Origin of the sequence: Streptomyces pacificus, assembly GCF_011766325.1 — a bacterium.
GTDB lineage: Bacteria > Actinomycetota > Actinomycetes > Streptomycetales > Streptomycetaceae > Streptomyces > Streptomyces pacificus.
This window is the reverse complement of the sequence record NZ_BLLG01000003.1, coordinates 489,856-505,773: the sequence shown is the minus strand read 5'-3', so window position 1 is coordinate 505,773 and position 15,918 is coordinate 489,856. Positions and strand designations below refer to the sequence as shown.

The 15,918-nt window shown below is 74.4% G+C and carries 16 protein-coding genes; 5 read left to right on the top strand and 11 right to left on the bottom strand.

Annotation, left to right across the window (positions count from 1 at the left end):
* The first annotated feature begins 286 nt into the window (after positions 1-286).
* The 4 genes from SCWH03_RS07315 to SCWH03_RS07300 all read left to right on the top strand — a co-directional run bounded on the left by SCWH03_RS07315 (position 287) and on the right by SCWH03_RS07300 (position 4,867).
* Entirely contained in the window at positions 287-2,083 is a 1,797-nt protein-coding gene (locus SCWH03_RS07315) for a glycoside hydrolase family 15 protein (RefSeq protein ID WP_173263306.1), read from the top strand.
* 4 nt (positions 2,084-2,087) lie between these two features.
* Positions 2,088-2,843, top strand: coding sequence for an SDR family oxidoreductase (locus SCWH03_RS07310; RefSeq protein ID WP_173263305.1), 756 nt, complete (start codon positions 2,088-2,090; stop codon positions 2,841-2,843).
* Between the two features lie 314 nt (positions 2,844-3,157).
* Positions 3,158-4,045 carry a universal stress protein gene (locus SCWH03_RS07305; protein ID WP_173263304.1) on the top strand — a complete coding sequence of 296 codons (888 nt, stop codon included), beginning with the start codon at positions 3,158-3,160 and terminating at the stop codon, positions 4,043-4,045.
* A 180-nt stretch (positions 4,046-4,225) separates the two neighbouring features.
* Positions 4,226-4,867, top strand: coding sequence for a universal stress protein (locus tag SCWH03_RS07300; RefSeq protein WP_173263303.1), 642 nt, complete (start codon positions 4,226-4,228; stop codon positions 4,865-4,867).
* A 129-nt stretch (positions 4,868-4,996) separates the two neighbouring features.
* Here SCWH03_RS07300 and SCWH03_RS07295 read toward each other — a convergent pair whose 3' ends face one another.
* The 6 genes from SCWH03_RS07295 to SCWH03_RS07270 all read right to left on the bottom strand — a co-directional run bounded on the left by SCWH03_RS07295 (position 4,997) and on the right by SCWH03_RS07270 (position 8,014).
* On the bottom strand, positions 4,997-5,188 hold the full coding sequence (locus tag SCWH03_RS07295; RefSeq protein ID WP_173263302.1) for a DUF6381 family protein: 192 nt from the start codon (positions 5,186-5,188) through the stop codon (positions 4,997-4,999).
* Between the two features lie 458 nt (positions 5,189-5,646).
* Complete coding sequence (gene amaP / locus SCWH03_RS07290) at positions 5,647-6,225, bottom strand: alkaline shock response membrane anchor protein AmaP (protein WP_173263383.1); 579 nt, start codon at positions 6,223-6,225, stop codon at positions 5,647-5,649.
* 5 nt (positions 6,226-6,230) lie between these two features.
* Complete coding sequence (locus tag SCWH03_RS07285; RefSeq protein ID WP_173263301.1) at positions 6,231-6,905, bottom strand: DUF6286 domain-containing protein; 675 nt, start codon at positions 6,903-6,905, stop codon at positions 6,231-6,233.
* On the bottom strand, positions 6,902-7,333 hold the full coding sequence (locus SCWH03_RS07280) for a hypothetical protein (RefSeq protein ID WP_173263300.1): 432 nt from the start codon (positions 7,331-7,333) through the stop codon (positions 6,902-6,904). The genes SCWH03_RS07285 and SCWH03_RS07280 overlap by 4 nt, the downstream gene beginning before the upstream one ends.
* Positions 7,334-7,339: 6 nt before the next feature.
* On the bottom strand, positions 7,340-7,531 hold the full coding sequence (locus SCWH03_RS07275) for a hypothetical protein (RefSeq protein ID WP_173263299.1): 192 nt from the start codon (positions 7,529-7,531) through the stop codon (positions 7,340-7,342).
* A gap of 24 nt (positions 7,532-7,555) precedes the next feature.
* Positions 7,556-8,014: an Asp23/Gls24 family envelope stress response protein gene (locus SCWH03_RS07270; RefSeq protein ID WP_173263298.1), complete on the bottom strand. Its 459-nt coding sequence runs from the start codon at positions 8,012-8,014 to the stop codon at positions 7,556-7,558.
* Between the two features lie 88 nt (positions 8,015-8,102).
* Between SCWH03_RS07270 and SCWH03_RS07265 the strand changes: the two genes are divergently transcribed.
* The gene (locus tag SCWH03_RS07265) at positions 8,103-9,032 is read left to right on the top strand and encodes a hypothetical protein (RefSeq protein WP_254076609.1); all 930 of its coding nucleotides are present in this window, start codon (positions 8,103-8,105) and stop codon (positions 9,030-9,032) included.
* Between the two features lie 249 nt (positions 9,033-9,281).
* Here SCWH03_RS07265 and SCWH03_RS07260 read toward each other — a convergent pair whose 3' ends face one another.
* The 5 genes from SCWH03_RS07260 to SCWH03_RS07240 all read right to left on the bottom strand — a co-directional run bounded on the left by SCWH03_RS07260 (position 9,282) and on the right by SCWH03_RS07240 (position 15,884).
* Positions 9,282-10,073 carry an enoyl-CoA hydratase/isomerase family protein gene (locus SCWH03_RS07260; protein WP_173263297.1) on the bottom strand — a complete coding sequence of 264 codons (792 nt, stop codon included), beginning with the start codon at positions 10,071-10,073 and terminating at the stop codon, positions 9,282-9,284.
* Positions 10,074-10,212: 139 nt separating this feature from the next.
* Entirely contained in the window at positions 10,213-10,434 is a 222-nt protein-coding gene (locus SCWH03_RS07255) for a helix-turn-helix domain-containing protein (RefSeq protein WP_017948860.1), read from the bottom strand.
* A 798-nt stretch (positions 10,435-11,232) separates the two neighbouring features.
* Positions 11,233-12,831 (bottom strand): ABC-F family ATP-binding cassette domain-containing protein, encoded by a 1,599-nt coding sequence (locus tag SCWH03_RS07250; protein ID WP_173263295.1) that lies wholly within the window; start codon positions 12,829-12,831, stop codon positions 11,233-11,235.
* A gap of 177 nt (positions 12,832-13,008) precedes the next feature.
* On the bottom strand, positions 13,009-14,439 hold the full coding sequence (locus SCWH03_RS07245) for a hypothetical protein (protein WP_173263294.1): 1,431 nt from the start codon (positions 14,437-14,439) through the stop codon (positions 13,009-13,011).
* 317 nt (positions 14,440-14,756) lie between these two features.
* A complete protein-coding gene (locus SCWH03_RS07240) occupies positions 14,757-15,884 on the bottom strand; it encodes an alpha/beta hydrolase (RefSeq protein ID WP_173263293.1) in 1,128 nt (375 codons plus the stop codon).
* Between the last annotated feature and the right edge of the window lie 34 nt (positions 15,885-15,918).

The following is a 15,918-nucleotide window of genomic DNA, read 5'->3' as shown; positions in this document are numbered from 1 at the left end:
AAGGGGACGTTCCGGCAGGAGCGGGTACTCCGCGACGGCAGCGGCTGCCCACGGAGCGGCGGCTCCGCGGCGAGGAGCGGCGGAAGGCCGGGAAGCGCCCACGGCGCCGCAGGGACCGCAAGCCCCCGGCAGGAGCGGGCACCACCGGCAGGGCGCAAGCGACAAGGGCGAAGGGGCCGCCGCGGCTCTCACGGCGCGCCCGGAGCGCCGCCACCGCCCGACGCACGTCGCCTGCGTCTGCCAACCGACCGCATAGGGTGCCTGCCGGGAGGGAAAACGGCATGTCGTGACCCAACGCATCGAGGACTACGCGCTGATCGGAGATCTGCAGACCGCGGGTCTGGTGGGCAGGGACGGCTCGGTCGACTGGCTGTGCCTGCCGCGCTTCGACTCCGGCGCCTGCTTCGCGGCACTGCTCGGCGACGAGGACAACGGACACTGGCGGCTCGCGCCCAGGGGGGCGGGTAACTGCACCCGCCGCCGCTACCTCCCGGGCACGCTCGTCCTCGAGTCGTTCTGGGAGACCCGCACGGGCACCGTCAAGGTGACCGACTTCATGCCGCAGCGCGACCGGGCCCCCGACGTCGTGAGGATCGTGGAGGGCCTCAGCGGCAGCGTCGAGATGGCGGCCTCCCTCCGGCTGCGCTTCGACTACGGCTCGGTCGTCCCGTGGATGCGGCGGACGAACGGCCACCGGGTCGCGGTCGCCGGCCCCGACTCGGTGTGGCTGCGGCTGGAGAACCCGGACTCCGTGCCGGTGAAGACCTGGGGGCAGCAGTTCAGCACGCTCTCGTCGTTCACCGTCAACGCGGGCCAGACCGTCGCGTTCGTCCTCACCTGGCACCCCTCCCATGAGCCGGCCCCCCGGCTCGTCGACCCCTTCGAGGCGCTGGCGGCGAGCGTGGACGGCTGGCGGGAGTGGTCGGGGCGATGCACCTACGAGGGCCCGTACCGGGACGACGTGGTCCGCTCCCTGATCACCCTGAAGGCACTGACGTACGCCCCGACGGGCGGCATCGTCGCCGCTCCCACCACCTCCCTCCCCGAGGACCCGGGCGGCGTACGGAACTGGGACTACCGCTACTGCTGGCTGCGCGACTCCACACTGGCCCTCGGCGCGCTCCTGTCCACCGGCTATCTCGAGGAGGCGGCCGCCTGGCGTGACTGGCTGGTGCGCGCGGTGGCCGGCGACCCCTCCGACCTGCAGATCATGTACGGGGTTGCCGGGGAGCGCAGGCTGCCCGAGGCGGAACTGCCGTGGCTGCGCGGCTACGAGAACTCCGCCCCGGTGCGGATCGGGAACGGCGCCGTCGACCAGCTCCAGCTCGATGTCTACGGCGGGGTGATGGACTCGCTGCGGCTGGGCCGGGAGGCCGGTCTGGAGTCCGCACCGCACGCCTGGAACCTCCAGCTGAGTCTGCTGGGCTTCCTGGAGTCCACCTGGCGGGAGCCCGACGAGGGCCTGTGGGAAGTGCGGGGGCCGCGGCGCCACTTCGTGCACTCCAAGGTGATGGCCTGGGTCGCGGCCGACCGGGCCGTACAGACCCTGGAGGACGACCCGTCCCTGCCGGGCGACGTGACCCGGTGGCGGGCGATGCGGGACGCCGTGCACCGGGAGGTGTGCGAGAAGGGCTTCGACGCGGAGCGCAACACCTTCACCCAGTACTACGGTTCGGACGAGCTGGACGCCGCGGCGCTGCTCATTCCCCGGGTGGGCTTCCTCCCGCCCGGCGACCCCCGGGTCGTGGGCACGGTCGACGCGGTGCGGGCGGAGCTGAGCCGCGACGGGCTGGTCAACCGCTACAGCACCAAGGGGCCGTCCGTGGACGGACTGCCCGGCCGTGAAGGAACGTTCCTCGTCTGCTCGTTCTGGATGGTCGACGCCCTCCGCGCGACCGGCCGGGTGGAGGAGGCCAAGGAGCTGTTCGAGCGGCTGCTGGAGCTGCGCAGCGACGTGGGGCTGCTGGCTGAGGAGTACGACCCGGTGGCACGGCGGCAGCTCGGCAACTTCCCCCAGGCGTTCAGCCATGTGGGGCTGGTGGGCTCCGCCCTGGCCCTGGCCGCACGCGGAGCGGCAGGATAGCCCCATGGATCTCGGACTGAAGGACCATGTCTACGTCGTGACCGGCGCGACCCGCGGGCTGGGCAACGCCGCCGCCCGGGCGCTCGCCGCCGAGGGCGCGAAGCTGATCATCACCGGGCGGGACGCGAAGGCGGTGGCCGACGCCGCGGCGGAGATCGGCCCGGACGCCGTCGGTGTCGCGGCCGACAACGCCGCCCCCGAGACCGCCGAGCGGCTGATCGGGGCGGCCAGGGCTCACTTCGGCCGCTTCGACGGCGTGCTGGTCAGCGTCGGCGGCCCTCCTCCGGGGTTCGTCGCCGACAACACGGACGAGCAGTGGCAGACGGCGTTCGATTCGGTGTTCCTGGGCGCGGTCAGGCTGGCCCGGGGCGCTGCGGCGGCGCTGGGTGAGGGAGGGGTCGTCGGTTTCGTGCTGTCCGGCTCGGTCCACGAGCCGATTCCCGGCCTGACCATCTCGAACGGTCTGCGCCCCGGCCTGGCCGGTTTCGCCAAGTCGCTCTCCGACGAGCTGGGCCCGCGCGGGATCCGCGTGGTGGGGCTGCTGCCCGCGCGTATCGATACCGACCGGGTGCGCGAACTCGACGCGCTGTCGGGGGACGCGGACGCCGCCCGGGCCGCCAACGAGTCCCGGATTCCGCTGCGGCGCTACGGCACCCCGGAGGAGTTCGGGCGCGCGGCGGCGTTCCTGCTCTCGCCCGCGGCGTCGTACCTCACGGGGGTGATGCTGCCGGTGGACGGCGGGGCCAGGTCAGGCTTCTGACCCGAGCGCTCCCCCACCTCCATCCCCTCCCGCTCGGGCCGCGCTGCCGTCCGGCCACCCGGGGTGCGCGCACCCCTCCTCATTGGCGCTTCGCACACATATGGACAAGTGTGAAGAAGAAGGAGGAAGAAGCAGCAGGAGGAGGTGCGCATGGTGATCACTGGTGGTGCCGTACGGCCGGCCGCCCGGCGAGCCGGCATGACGGGCCGGACAGGGCCCGGCAGCACCTCCCGCGGCAGACGCGAGCCGTGGTGGCCATCGCCGCGGCGGGAGCCGTGCCGGCGGACGGGGGGCCTGCTGTGAGCGGATCTGCCGTGCGCCTTCCGATCGTGGTCGGCGTGGACGGCTCGCCTTCGAGTCTGGACGCGGTCTCGGCAGCGGCCCGGGAAGCACGGCTGCGCGGCTGCGGGCTGAGGGTGGTACACGCGTTCGTCTGGCCTGCGAAGCATGTGCCGCTCGGGCCGTCGCCGCTCGGGCCCGCCGATGGCGGAGTGCGGAACATGGTCGGACGGCTGGTGGCGCAGGCCGTGGAGCGCGCCCATTCCGTGGCGCCCGAGGTGGAGGTCGCCAATGCGGTGGTGACGGGTGAGGCGCTGTCGGCGCTGGAGGCCGAGTCGCGCACGGCGTCGCTGGTGGTGGTCGGCAGCCGGGGGCTGGGCGGGTTCGGCGCACTGCTGCTGGGCTCGACGGCGGTGCATCTGGCCGCGCACGGCCGCTGCCCGGTCATGGTGGTGAGGGGGCGGGTCGACGACACCCGCCCGCTCCTGCTGGGAGCGGACGGCTCACCCTCCGGTCAGGGGGCGGTCGAGTTCGCCTTCGAGGAAGCCTCCCTTCGCGGCACCGGCGTGGTCGCCCTGCACGCGTGGACGCCGTGGAGCGTGGCCGTCACCCCGCCGGGGGATCCGTCGATGACCCATGCGCTGGAGCCGGACGCCCTCGCGGCCGGTGAGGAGCGTGTACTGGCCGAGTCCCTCGCCGGCCGGCGGGAGCGGTACCCGGGGGTCGCCGTCGAGTACTCCGTCACCCGGGGTGGTGCGCGCGAGGCGCTGATCGAGGCGAGCCGGGACGCCGGACTGACCGTTGTCGGCGCCCGGGGCCGCGGGGGGTTCGCCGGTCTGCTCCTCGGATCGGTCAGCCAAGCCCTCCTCCAGCACGCGCACTGCCCGGTCGTCGTCGTCCGGGCAGCCGATGTCCGGCCGTGAGGCTCCCGGTGCGCGGCCCCCGGCGAGCCGGCGGCCCCGCGGACGGCGGGGGGGCGCGGACCGCCCGCCCATCACCGCCCCGCCCCCCGGCACCGGGTGGTACCGGACCACCCGCCCCGCACCGCGGCGGCAGTCGTCGCGCCAGTCCCGGCATGCCGCCCCGTCACCGTCTGGAATGCCATGAGTGATCTCGTTTTCGTCCTCGTCGTCGTGGGAGCCTGGATCGCCATCGGCCTCGTGACCGCCTGGTGGATGGCCCGGCGCGGCTACCACCACTGGGGGTGGCTGCTCATGGGGGCCGTTTTCGGGCCGATCCTGACCCTCGTCGCCAGTGAGCGCATCCAACCGCGCCGGGTGGGTCCGCTCGCGCGGATGGAAGTCGGCGCGCCCGGGCCGGGCGGCCTGCGGGTGCTGGTGGGCGTGGACGGCTCCGGAGCCTCAGGGGCCGCGCTGGACCGGGCCGTCGAACTGCTGGGGCCGTACGCGAAAGCGCTCGCCGTGGTCGAGGTGGTGGGGTACGACGCGGCCGACGACGCGGGGGATCCGAGCATCGCCGCGGCCAGGAGCCGTCTGAGGACCGCCGCCGAGCGGAGCGGAGGGCGGGTGACCGAATGCGACATCATCTCGGGCCCCCCGGCGCAGGCCCTGGTGGACTATGCGGCACAACAGGACTTCGACCTGATCGTGGTGGGCCCGCACGGAAGGGGCCTGTCCCGGCGCCTGCTCGGCAATGTCGCCCGGGAGCTGGTGCGTCAGCACACCGTTCCCGTCCTCGTGATCGGCGAGCGCCGAGGTGAGTCCGCCGCGGAGGCCACCGGGTGATGCGCTGAGACACATCCCCGAGGCCACCGCGCAGGGTCCGGGGTGCCGGGCACGAACCGCGCGGGTCCGTGCACGCGCCGGCCGGTGACGTCCGCCGTCACCGGCCGGCGCACACACCGGCACGGAGGGTCACTCCATGGGGTACACGTCCCCGGACCCCATCGCGCTCTCCTGCTCGCTCTGCTCCTGGAGCCTGCGCGCCTTCTCCTTGAGCCGCCGGCTCTCCTCGGGATCGTTCACACGTTCTGCGGCCTGCTTCAGCTCCTCGGCCTTCTGCCGCATCTGCCGGACCCGGCCGCCGACCTCGTCTGACATGCCCATGACCTCCTCGACATCGCTTTCAGCGGACCACTCTCAGCGAACCAGTGCCCCGGGAAACGCGCATCCCGAACGCCGCTCCCCCGCGGTGCGCAGGGCGGCCCGGGCGCACGCGGAAGGTGACCCGTCCCCCGTGTGCGCCCGGTGGCGCAGGGGGACGTGACCACCGCACGGAACGCGCGGAGCGCGCTGACCCGCCCCCGCGACACTCGCGGAACCAGAACCAGAACCAGAACCAGAACCAGAACCAGAGCCGGAACCAGAACCGGAAGCGACACTCGCGGAACCAGAACCAGAACCAGAACCAGAACCGGAGCCGGAGCCGGAGCCGGAACCAGAACCGGAGCGGGGGCCGAAGCCGAAGCGGGGGAGCCGGAGCCGCAACGGCGGCGGGGTGCGCGGGCGCATGCTCCGGGAGGGGCCTGCCCGGGGCTGCCCGCCCAGCGGCCGCGGGCCCCGGCTCAGGTCACCCGCCTCGCCCGGTGCTTCCGGGCCCGCAGCCGTACCTCCGCCGGAAGCGACACCAGCCCCGCCGAGTCGCGTGCATGAGCCAGGGGTTCGGCCGAGAAGCGGTGCAGCGTCCGGCCGGGTGAAGCGAAGGGCTCGAGCAGGAGACGCACACGGGCCGCAGGGGCGGAGCGGCGGCCGTACAGCACCACCTGGGCCCGGGCTACCCCGTCCAGGTCCTCGGTTTCCCCCACGAGGACGGCCTCCACGGCCCGGCCCCGCAGCAGCGCCCCCTCCCCGTCGCCGCTGTCCACCAGCACCTCGCCGAGCCGCGGGCGGCGGAACTGCGCCAGCAGCCACCAGAGGGCGAGGAGGGCGACGGCCGCGAGCGAGGCGATCACCAGGGGCCACCACCAGCCCTGGCCCTCCCACCGCTGCCGGCGCGCCTCGCCGAGCAGCACGGCTTCGGGTCCCCGCCAGGGCCACCAGGACGGCACCGGCAGCCCGAGCCCTGCCGCCGGCACCGCTCCCCCCAGCAGCAGCAGGAGCAGCCCGGCCAGCCCGAGCAGTACCCGGTTGACGACCCGGAGCATTGACCTCACCCCTTCCTCGCCGGGCGCCGCACCCGAACGGACAGGGCCGGCCTCCGCGCCAGCCCGAGCTCGCGGATGCCGTCACCCAGCGCGGTGTGCAGATCGGACCGGACCTCTTCGAGCTCGCGGAAGTGGGACTCCGCCCGCACCGCGACCCGGGACCGCCTCACCCGCACCCGAACGGACTGGACCCCGGAGACCGCCACCGCCCGGTCGCGCAGCACCAGTTCCGCCGCGTCGCGGTCGAGCCCGGCCCGTACGCCGGTGGCGTCCGCCCGGCGTCGCATGGGCAGCAGATTCCGGAGCCCCGGTGTCACCGCGAGCACCACCAGCCACGCTCCGACCAGGACGGCGGCGGCGGCGCCTGCCGACACCCACACGTCGTCCAACGGCCTGCTCGCCAACTCGTCGGCGAGCGACCGCCGCCAGCGCATCGCGGGCCGGCCGGCGCGTACCGAGGCGATGTCGAACAGCAGCAGGCCCGCACCGGCCGCCACCACCAGGGCCAGCAGCCCGGCGGGGACCCGCCGCCGTGACCAGAAGCGTCCGGCGGCGCCCTCCTCCTCGGCGGTCCCGGGCGGCGGCCGGTCCGCGGCGTCGGAGGCCGACCCGTCCGGTTCCGCCCCGGGCGGGCCGGCCGGCTCGCCCCCCGGTGCGGATTCCTTCACCGGTTCGCTCATCGGAGTCTCCCCTGGGCAGCCCGGCGGGTGTGGACGGAGTGCAGCCGCTCGACGTGTACGGCCACCTCCGGCACCGTCATGCCCGCCAGCGCCTCCACCCGCTCGGCGACCCGGCGGCGCACGGCCCGGCACTGGCCGCCGATGTCGCACGGGTAGTCGAGCTCCAGGCCGACCCTCACCCGGGCGCGGCCGTGGTGCACATCGACCGCCGCATGCGGGGCGGAACCGCCCTCCGGCACCCGGACCAGTGCCTCACGGGCCGCCTGGGCGGCGATCTTCGCGACCACGCGGTCGGCGATGGTGGTCGCTCCGCGCTCCGAGGGAGGAGTGCCCGCCGCTGCCGGGCGGGCGACCGCTCCGGGAGCGGGGGGCGCCGCCCCGGGCGGTACCGCCGGCGGGGGCGCGGGCGGGGGCGTCTGGGCGGCCACGCCGGGTCAGCCCCGCCGGTCGCCGCGGTCGCGGCGCCGGAGGAAGTCGCCCGGTTCGAGGTCGCCGTCAAGGATGCGCCCGACGATGAACCCGACCGCCCCCAACGCCGCCACCAGCAGGAACGCCGCGAACCCGCCGAAGTACCCGGCGAATCCGAGAACCATTCCGGCCAGCAGACCGGCAACCGCCATGCTCATCCCGGGCTCCTCTCCTGAACTCCGCTACTGGATCCGCGGTTCGGTCTCTTCGTCTTCCTCGTCCGGCAGCTTCACATCGCCGACGGCGATGTTGACCTCGACGACCTGGAGACCGGCCATCCGCTCCACCGCGGCGACGACGTTCTCCCGAACGGCGCGGGCCACGTCCGCGATCGCGACGCCGTAGTCGACGACGATCTCCAGGTCGAGCGCGGTCTGCTTCTCACCCACCTCGGCCTTCACCCCCCGGGTGACGGGCGGTTTGCCCCCGGGCACCCGGTCGCGTACCGCGCCGAAGGTACGGGAGAGGCCGCTGCCCATCGCATGGACACCCACCACGTCGCGGGCCGCGAGTGCGGCGATCTTCTCGACGACGCCGTCCGCGATGGTGGTACGGCCCCGGGTGCCCGGGTCGCCGCCGCCCCGCCGTACCGCTGCGGCTGATTCCTTGGTCACACTGACATCGGTGTCGGTCATCGCCATGCGTACCTTTCCGAGCGGTGGGGAATTCCGACTACGCTGACCACACTAAGTCCCCTTGCCCACTCCCGCGCCGGAGAATGCGGCAGGCTTGAGCAATGACAAGGCGACGCGGATGACGGCGGCCGAGGGTTGGGCCGATGCGGTACGGGCCCGGCTGCGACCGGGCAGACTGCTCCCGCTCGGCGCTCCGGAGGACGGCGCATGGCTGACGGAGCAGGCCGCCGAGAAGGTGCTGCGGCGGGCCGCCAAGAGGGTGCCGGGCGTGCTGCCGGGCCTCCTCCGGGTGGGGCTCGCGGACCCCGGGTCGGCCGGGACGCCGACCGTACCGGCGCCGCCTGCCGCGCTGCCGCCGGGGCTTCTGCGGATCGAGGCGGAGTTCGCGGCGATCGGCGCGGTACCCCTGGCCGAGCCGGCCGGGCTGCTGCGCGAGGCGCTGTTCACTGCCGCCGAGGAGCGCCTCGGTCTGCGGATCTCGGCCGTGGATCTCCGGATCACGGCCCTGCTGGAGGTGCCTCCGGCACCGGCTGGACCTCAGGAGACGGAGGCGGCCGGGGCGGAAGCGGAGCGGACCGTGTCTGATGGAGCACAGCAGGCCGGGGCGCAGAAAGCCGGCGCGGAGGCGGCCGGGACCGGCACGGACCGGACGGAGGCGGCCGGGGCGCGGGCCGCGGATCGCGCGGGGGAGCCGGGGCGCCCGGCCGGCGCAGAGCCGAAGGGCGGGCGGGGCCGCGGGGATACGGCTGCCGGGGCCTGTCCGGGAGCGGGTTCCGCGGGGCGGCCGGGCGCCGTCGCGGCCGCCACCGCCGCCGCGGCCGCCGTTCCGGGCGTCGCCCGGCTCACCGGACTGCTCGGTGCGGCCGTACGGGCCGACGACTCGTCCGTACGGGTCGAATGCGCGACGGAGCCGGGCCACCGCCCCCTGGAGGTGGCCCGCGCGGTCCGCGCCGCGGTCATCACGGTGCTGCCGACGCCGCTTCCCGTGGCGGTGCTCGTCACGGAGGTCGGTCTCGGCGACTGAGCGCCGCCCGGCCGCCGAGGTGAGTCTCATGCCAGAGGCGGGCGCAGCAGGGGCGGCCCGAGCACCAGACCGAGCACGGGGACCGGAGAACGAGCGAGGGGCGGCGAGCGCCCCTTGGCGTCGCCGTGCGCCGCTGCCCCCTGCCCCGGTTCCGGACCTCAGCCGGGCCGCACTGGCGGGCCCCCCACCCCCAGGCCCCGCCCGCGGGCCCCACCAGCGGGTCCGGCCGCAGGCCGCTGCCCCGGCCGGTCAGTCCGCGAGGCCCGCCAGGTCACGCAGGCGGCGTGCCTGCGCGGCCCGCTCGGCGGTGCGCTGCTCCTCGTACGCGCGAGACGTCGCGCCGCGCAGCAGTGCCTTGGTCTCGATCACCGCGTCACGCGGTGCGGCGAGCAGCGCGGCGGTCAGGTCCCGAACCGACGCCTCGAGCTCCTCCGCGGGAACGACGAGGTTCGCGAGTCCGGTTCGCTCCGCCTCGTCGGCCTGGACATAGCGGCCCGTGGCGCAGATCTCCAGCGCACGGGCGTAGCCGACGAGCGAGACGAGCGGGTGCGTTCCCGTGAGGTCGGGGACGAGGCCCAGGCTGGTCTCGCGCATGGCGAACTGCACGTCCTGCGCGACGACCCGCAGGTCGCAGGCGAGGGCGAGCTGGAACCCGGCACCGATGGCATGCCCCTGGACCGCCGCGATGGACACGATGTCGTTGCGGCGCCACCAGGTGAACGCCTCCTGGTATGCGGCGATGACGGCGTCGAGCTCGGCGTCCGAGCCGCGTGCGAGATCGATGAACGACGGCTCGCCGTCGAATCCCTCCGGCGTGAAGGCCTGCCGGTCGAGCCCGGCGGAGAAGGACTTGCCCTCGCCGCGCAGCACGACCACCCGCACGGTACCCGGCAGGGACCGCCCGGCCTCGGCCAACGCCCGCCAGAGAGCGGGAGACTGGGCGTTGCGCTTGGTCGGGTTGGTGAGGGTCACCGTGGCCACCGCGTCTTCGACGGTGAGCCGTACGCCGTTCTTGTCGAGCACAGAGTCCAGCGAAGTCATGAGGCGCCTCCGGTTCCGGTGCGGTCAGTGCAGTGAGCGTCAAGTGACTGCACAGTAACCACCCGGTCGACCGCGAGATCAGCCGGGTGGCCGACACCGGAGACCGGTCGGCCTCAGACCACGCTCGGATACGGGGACGTCAGGTCGAAGCGGCCTTCTTGCCCCGCGTCGCCCCGCCGCGTCCACGCAGCGTGACTCCGGACTCGCTGAGCATCCGGTGGACGAATCCGTAGGAGCGGCCGGTCTCCTCGGCCAACGCCCGGATGCTCGCACCGGAGTCGTACTTCTTCTTCAGGTCTGCCGCGAGCTTGTCGCGCGCGGCGCCGGTTACCCGGCTGCCCTTCTTCAGAGTCTCGGCCACCCGTGCCTCCTCATGGGAAGTGCGCTCTGGACTCTCATGATCACCCCTACCGGGCTTCATGGCCACCCATTCGACAAGGTCCATACGACGAGCTTCGGCGGCGATGCGCGCTCCAGCACTGCCGGAAGGGAGTATTCCGATGGTCGCCGACTGGATGTTCCCCCGGTCCGGAGGCTGAAATTCCAGGTCAGGGACGTCCAGGCCGGCATTGCCGGCCAGTGGGGGTGGCGCCGCGCCGCGGCGGATCGCCACGCCGGGGTACGAGACGCGCTCACCCAGATGAAGGACCGGGGCTGAGCCGAATGATCCATAGGGAGTGGAGCATTCGGGGCGAATCATCCCGGCTCCCCCGATTCCCGGCAGGGTATGTGCCCGTGCCGGAGCGCATCCTGGGGATCCCGCCCCGGCAGCCCCGCACGGCGGTCCCGGGAAGCGGGTCCCGCGCTGCGCCCCCTCACCTGTGCGGCGTCCCGCCGGGTGGTGCAGGCGCAGCAGAGCGCCGGAATCGGCGATTCCACCGGGGCGTGTGCTGCGAAAGCAGTTCCGTTCCGCCCGCAGGCGGGGGCCGGGGCGCCCGGTGGGGGCGGGCCGGGAAGCGCACGGCCCGGGGAATCGCCACGGTGCCGAACCGACCGGGCAGGGCCACGACGAGGCCGATCCGGCGCCTCGCGATCCACCACACGGGACGCCGGTGCCGCGCCGGACGCCGGCGCCGCACCGGACGCCTCGCCGCTCCCTGACGGGCACGCCCCGGCCGACGCCGTGCTGAGCCGGCACCGAGTCGGCACCGAGTCGGCACTAGGCCAGCGCGACGAGATCCGCGTAGTCCTTGCCCCAGAGGTCCTCGACCCCGTCCGGCAGCAGAATGATCCGCTCCGGCTGCAGGGCCTCGACCGCGCCCTCGTCGTGGGTCACCAGGACGACCGCTCCCTTGTACGTGCGCAGTGCGCCGAGGATCTCCTCGCGGCTGGCCGGGTCGAGGTTGTTGGTCGGCTCGTCGAGCAGCAGGACGTTGGCCGAGGAGACCACCAGAGTGGCCAGCGCCAGCCGCGTCTTCTCCCCGCCCGAGAGCACCCCGGCCGGCTTGTCGACGTCGTCGCCCGAGAACAGGAAGGACCCCAGCACCTTGCGGACCTCGACGAGGTCGAGGTCGGGCGCGGCGGAGCGCATGTTCTCCAGGACCGTACGGTCCGGGTCGAGTGTCTCGTGCTCCTGGGCGTAGTAGCCGAGTTTCAGCCCGTGACCCTCCAAGACCTCGCCGGTGTCGGGCTTCTCCACCCCGCCGAGCAACCGGAGCAGGGTGGTCTTGCCCGCGCCGTTGAGGCCGAGGACGACCACCCGGGAGCCCTTGTCGATGGCCAGGTCGACATCGGTGAAGATCTCGAGCGAGCCGTAGGACTTGGACAGGCCCTCCGCCGTCAGCGGGGTCCTCCCGCAGGGCGCGGGCTCGGGGAAGCGCAGCTTGGCGACCTTGTCGGCGAGGCGTACCTCCTCCAGGCCCGCGAGCAGCCGCTCGGCGCGGCGGGCCATGTTCTGCGCTGCGACGGTCTTGGTGGCCTTGGCCCGCATCTTGTCGGCCTGCGCGTTGAGCGCCGCGGCCTTCTTCTCCGCGTTCTGGCGCTCGCGCCTGCGGCGCTTCTCGTCGGCCTCGCGCTGCTGCTGGTACAGCTTCCAGCCCATGTTGTAGATGTCGATCACGGAGCGGTTCGCGTCCAGGTAGAAGACCTTGTTGACGACGGTTTCCACGAGCTCGACGTCGTGGGAGATGACCACGAAGCCGCCGCGATAGGTCTTGAGGTAGTCGCGCAGCCAGATGACCGAGTCGGCGTCGAGGTGGTTGGTGGGCTCGTCGAGCAGGAGCGTGTCGGCGTCCGAGAACAGGATCCGGGCGAGTTCGACACGGCGCCGCTGGCCGCCGGAGAGGGTGCCCAGCGGCTGTCCGAGTACCCGGTCGGGCAGGTTGAGCGCGGCGGCGATGGTGGCCGCCTCGGACTCGGCCGCGTACCCGCCCTTGGTCAGGAACTCGGTCTCCTGGCGCTCGTACTGCCTGAGCGCCTTCTCCCGGGTGGCGCCCTTGCCGGTGGCGATGCGGTGCTCGTTCTCGCGCATCTTGCGGATGAGGACGTCGAGGCCTCGGGCGGAGAGGATGCGGTCCCTGGCGAGCACGTCGAGGTCGCCGGTGCGCGGGTCCTGCGGCAGATAGCCCACCTGGCCCGATCGGGCGATCTGGCCCCCGGCGGGGATGCCCTCGCCTGCGAGGCACTTGGTGAGGGTCGTCTTGCCCGCCCCGTTGCGGCCCACCAGGCCGATGCGGTCGCCCTTGGCGATACGGAAGGTGGCGGACTCGACGAGGATGCGGGCGCCGGCACGAAGCTCGATGCCGGAAGCGGTGATCACGGAAAGACTCCAGGACGGATGGGACGGCGGAAGGACGACGGGCGCGCGGATGCTTCGACGCCGTCTAATCCATGAGGAGAATTGCCATGCGGCCAGTCTACCGGGGCCGGGCAACCGGTTTTCGTGGTCCTGACCGGGGGGCTCCGGCCCGCCCGCGGGCGGGCCGGAGCCCCCCGGTCAGGAACCGCCGGTGTGCACCTGGAACGCCGCCCGCCTGACGGCCTTCGCCAGGGCCGGGTCGGGGTGCGCGGCCGCGAGGGCGACCAGGACCTGCACGGTGCGCGGATGGCCGACGGCGCGCACCTCGTCGAGCAGGGCGGGGACGGTGCCCTGCACCGCGGCGTCCAGATGGCGCACCAGCAGGGTGCTCTCGCCGTGGTCGGCGACGGCGGCTGCGGTGTCCACCCAGAGCCAGGTCGCCTCTTCCCGGGTGAGCGCCTCGGCGGCGTCGTCGGGATCGGCTCCCTCGTACTCGGCCAGCCACAGCAGGGCGTAGGGGCGCAGCGACGGCTCATTGGCGGCGGCGCGGACATCGGCCTCGGCGGCCGCACCCACGACGCGGAGTGCCTCGAACGCCAGTCCTCGCAGCAGGGCGTCCTCACCGCGGGCGGCCGCCACGAGCTCGGTGACCGCGCTGGAGACCGCGCGGGCGGCGAGCCAGGCCCGGTATTCGGCGCGGGCGGGGCCGGGGCTGAGCCGGGCGCAGCCCCGCAGCATCTCCTCGGCGGACTGCTCGATGTGGCCCGCGGGGCTCTGGGCGGCGACGCAGATCTGCTCGAGCTTGACCCACACGGCCCAGTTGCCGAGCGGCGTGAGGGTGGCGTGGTCCTCGCCGAGGGTCAGCGCGCCGACGGCGGCGAGGCCTTCCAGGGCCCAGTCGAGCAGGGCGGGGAGTACGCCCTCGGGCGGGCCGGCCGCGTCGGCCGCGTCGGTGGCAGCCCCTGCGGGGGCCCCCGCAGGGGCTGCTGCAGCGGTGGGGGCCCCGGTGGGTGCGTCGGCCTGCCCGGGCCCGTAGGGCACCTCGCAGCGCTCCTCGCGCAGTTCCGCCACCCGCTGCCGGAGGAGATCGAGCAGGGCCGGCAGGAGCACGGGCCCGGCGGACAGTTGGAGGAGCGAGAGCACTTGGGGGACGGCCTCCACCGCCTCGGCCACGGCGCCGGGCGGCACACCGGCGGGTGCGGAGCGCACCAGGGGCCAGGCGTCGAAGAGGGCGACCCAGCCGCGCAGTACGGCGGTGTCGTCCCGGTCCCAGGCGTTCAGCCGCCAGCCGGGGCGTGCCGTGCCCCCGTGGAGTTCCACGAGCCCGGCGAGCCGGGCCCGGTCCCATCCCGTGTGGACCTGTCCCGGTGTCAGGCGCAGGTCCCCTGCGGCCCGGTCCCGGTCCGCGGCGCTGCCCTCGGCCTGACGGGCGGCCGCCCAGCGGGCGACACGCACCGCGTCGGCGAGGACCTCGCGTGCCTCGGCGGCCAGCTCCGCGGTGGGCGGGGTTCCCTCGGGCGGGCGCGGAGCGGGGCGCGTGCGCCTGTTCGTCGCGGTGCGGGGGGCCGTGGCGGTGGGCCGGGGGCGGACAAGACGGAGCCTGGAGTCGCGCAGGTTACGGGACGTCACGGGGAGCAGTCTCCCCGCTGTCGGCCCGAAAGCCCAATCGGAACGGGGGAACCCGGGCCGAGGGGCCGTCGGAGAACCTGCCGAGCGGCCGTCGAGCGGGTACCGAACAGCTATCGAACAGGTACCGAACGGCTACCGAGGACCGGCGGCGGGCACCGGGACGGGCGGTGTGTGCCGGCGGCGATCGGCGCGGCCGGCGGCGGAACGGCTGCGGGTGGCCCCGGACGGCTCCGGACGGCTCCGGACGGCTCCGGGCGAACGGCACGTGCCGGCGGCGGAAACGGCTCCGGCGGCAAGCCGGCTGCCCCCGACGGCCGTCAGACCAGGGGGGTGAGGAAGCGCCGGAGCGCCTCCTCGTAGCGGGCCGGGTCGGCGTTCCACATCGAAGCGTGCGGGGCATGCGCCACGGTCTGCAGGCTGACCAGGTCGGGCCTGCGGGTCGCCAGTTCCCGGGACGGGCCCCACGGGGCGATGGTGTCGTCCGGGCCGTGGAAGACCAGGGTGGGTACCCGCAGGGCATCCGGGTCGGCGGCCGCCCTCAGCCGGTCGCCGTGGAGTCCGGTGCGCCCCTGTGCGGCCCGTACGGCGAGCGGGAGCAGGACGGCGGGCATGCGGCGGGCCGCGGCGAGGGAGCGCAGGGTGGTCTCCCACTCCAGGATCGGGGAGTCCAGGACGAGTCCGGCGATCCGCTCGCGCAGCGCGGAGCCGGCGGCGGCGTGCAGGGCCATGGACGCACCGGTGGACCAGCCGTGCAGGACCACGCGGTCCGCGCCGCCGCGGACCGCGAAGCGCACGGCGGCGTCGAGGTCGCGCCATTCGGAGTCGCCGAGGTGCCCGAGGCCGTCGGGGGGCGCCGGGGCACCGGGGTCGCCCCGGTAGGCGGGCGCCAGCACGGGGAGGCGCTGCTCGGCGAGGAACGGCATCAGGTTCATCGTGAACTCGCGCGTGGTGCCCAGGCCGTGCGCCACGATGACCCAGGTCGAGCGGGGGCCGGGGACGAGCCAGGCGGGCAGGGAACCGAGTTCGCCCGGAATCTCGACGTCCTCGTGGTCGATGCCGAGTGCGCTGCCCGGGTCGCCGACGTGCAGCTGGGGGGTGAGCCGCACCTTGGCGCCGGGTTCGAGGCTGCCGCGTTCGACCCGCTCCAACCGGCGGACCACCGTGTCGGCGGCGTGCGGCACCTGGTCCAGCACGGGACCGGCGACCGCGTGCACACCGTGCCCGCGGAGCCCGTAGGAGCCGGGGCGCCGGGAGACGAGGCTGCGGGTGAGGGTGACCCGGCCGGGTCCGGTGGCGTGCACGGTGAGCCGCCCCTCGCCGGGCAGCGGGTGTCCGAAGGGGGCCTTCAGCGCGGCGTCGCCGGCGTACCGGCCGGCGGCGAGTGCGGCCGCGCCGAGGCCGATGAGGGTGGTGACGGCCGCTGCCGCCGCTGTTGCCGGGCGCACCGTTCCAGTGTGGTGAGGTCCGCGCCGGGGTGCC